At 65.0% G+C, this 2585-nt stretch carries 1 protein-coding gene; it reads left to right on the top strand.

The genetic code is table 11. The features are described 5' to 3' along the window. The first annotated feature begins 138 nt into the window (after positions 1–138). Entirely contained in the window at positions 139–2511 is a 2373-nt protein-coding gene (locus tag V5A53_RS14485; RefSeq protein ID WP_332314317.1) for a sensor histidine kinase, read from the top strand. Positions 2512–2585: the final 74 nt, after the last annotated feature.

Below are 2585 nucleotides of genomic sequence, written 5' to 3' on the forward strand. Positions count from 1 at the left end.
CTTCGAGCTTCATTACCAGCGGTCCGTCCGGGGGCACCAAGTGGGTTTCGACCCGCCGAGACTCTCGGTTGGGGCGCACAACTCAGGCGCCGAAGCCGCGGGGGCTTTTATACCATCACGAAGTATCATAGGTCCATAATGAACGGGGGAGGCGGGGAAGCGGGAGAGCCAGACCACCTCCATGCGGAGGACCAAACTGCTCGCGTCCGCCCCGAGTACGTACTCTATGCCGTCGCGGCGACTTACACGGTCACCGGTATCGCCGCGATGGCGAGGTTGGGAGGCGGTCTCCCCGTCTACGAACTCCTCTTCGAGGGGTTCATGCACGTCGCGCTGGCGCTGCTCGTTTTGGCGGGTGCACGCTACCTCCAGCGCTCGGAGCTGCCGAGGTCGATGTGGTGGAGCGTCGTCGGCGGCTACGTCTCGGGCATCGTCTTCATCAGCGCTCTGGTGGTGTGGTCGAACCTCTCGTTGCTTCTGTCGGGCGCACCCATCACCTCGCTTTGGAACGATTTCGTCTTCTTCGGCAACCTCGGCGGCCTCTTCGGCTTCGTCGCCGGCGTCAGTCGGGCGCGAAGCCGCTACAACAGACAGCTACGTGAGCGCCTTCAGGCGAGCAACGAACTCGTCGAAAACGCGGAGGAGGCCCTCTGGATGTTCCGGGCCGACTGGTCGGAACTCCTGTATATAAATTCCGCCTACGAGGGTATCTACGGTCAGCCGATCGAGCGACTCGAGGAGACGCCGAAGGCATTCCTCGAAACCATCCATCCCGACGACAGACAGCGCGTTCGGGCGGCGATGGACGATATCTCGGAGGGGATACCCATCGACATCGAGTTCCGCGTCAACGCTGATGAGGACTTCAGTCGGTGGGTCTGGGTCAAAGGCCAGCCGGTCTACCGGGACGACGACCTCTATGCGGTCGCCGGATTCTCCCGCGACATCACCGACCGCAAGAAACGCCAGCGCCGCTTCGAGGCAATTTTCAATCAAACGTATCAGTTCACCGGCCTGCTGTCGCCGGACGGGACGCTGCTGGAAGCCAACGACACCGCGCTGGCGTTCGGCGGTATCACCCGCGATGACGTCATCGGCAAGAAGCTCTGGGATGCCTACTGGTTCCGAGCCTCCGAGGAGACACGACAGCGGGCGAAGGAAGCCGTCGAACGGGCGGCCGACGGTGAGTTCGTCCGCGACGAAATAGAGGTACAGGGTGCGGACGACAGCGCCATCATCGACTTCTCCGTTCGGCCGGTAACCGACGAGGACGGCGAGGTGACGATGCTCGTCCCCGAGGGGCGGAACATAACCGACCTGAAGAGCCACGAAGAGCGGGCCGTCGAGCTCCACGAGACGACGCGACGGCTCTTCCGGGCGGAGACGCAGGCGGAAGCCGCCGAGGTGGCCGTCTCGGCCGCACGCGACCTGCTCGACATCTCGCTCAACACGGTCTTCTTCTACGACCCCGGTGAGAACGCGCTCGTCCCGGTGGCCTCGACGCCGGAAGCCGAGGAACTGTTCGGTGGCGTCGCACCGATGGGGCCCGGCGACGGGCTCGGTTGGGCGGTCTTCGAGACTGGCGAACCGAGGATCTACGACGACGTGAGCGGGGTGACCGAGCGGTTCAACGACGAAACCGAGGTCCGAAGCGAGATCATCCTCCCGCTCGGCGACCACGGCGTCTTCATCGCCGGCGCGACAGAGGACGGGGTCTTCGACGAGCAGATGGAGTCGCTGGCGAAGTTGCTGACGACGAACCTCGAAGCCGCGCTGGACCGCATCGAACAGCAACGTGACCTCGAAGCCCGCCAGCGTGAACTCCGACGGCAGAACGAACGCCTCAACGAGTTCGCCGGCGTCGTCAGCCACGACCTCCGGAACCCCCTCAGCGTCGCCAAGGGCCGCCTCGAACTTTCCGAAGCCACCGACGAGAACGTAGTGGCCGCACGGGAAGCGCTCGACCGAATGGAGGCGCTCATCGATGACCTGCTGGAGTTGGCCCGCGCTGGCGATATCATCGACGCCCCCCAGCGCGTCGACCTCGAACGGCACGCCGACATCTGCTGGCGGAACGTGGAGACCGACGGTGCGACCCTGACTATCGACGTCGATCGGACGGTACTGGCCGATGAGAACCGGCTGGCACAGCTCTTCGAGAACCTCTTCCGGAACGCCGTCGAGCATGGCTCGACGAGCCCTCGCTCGCAGGCTCAGGAGGACGCTGTCGAACACGGCGGCGAGGGCGTGACGATCCGGGTCGGTTCCCTCGATGACGGCTTCTACGTCGAAGACGACGGGGGTGGCATCCCGGAGTCGAAGCGGGACGATATCTTCGATGCGGGCTACACGACGGCCGCGGACGGCAACGGCTTCGGCCTCAGCATCGTCCAGAAGATCGTCGAGGCCCAGGGCTGGAGTATCGACGTGACCGAAAGCGCCGAGGGCGGCGCGAGGTTCGAAATCACGGGCGTCGAGACGGCCCCGCCGCCCACAAACGAAACCCCCTAACGAGCGGCCGCGCAAGGGCCCGGTATGCAGAACGAACCCGAGGTCGTCGTCCTCCGACTGGGCCACCGGCCCGG

Origin of the sequence: Natronomonas sp. (assembly GCF_036625485.1) — an archaeon.
Taxonomy (GTDB): Archaea; Halobacteriota; Halobacteria; order Halobacteriales; family Haloarculaceae; genus Natronomonas.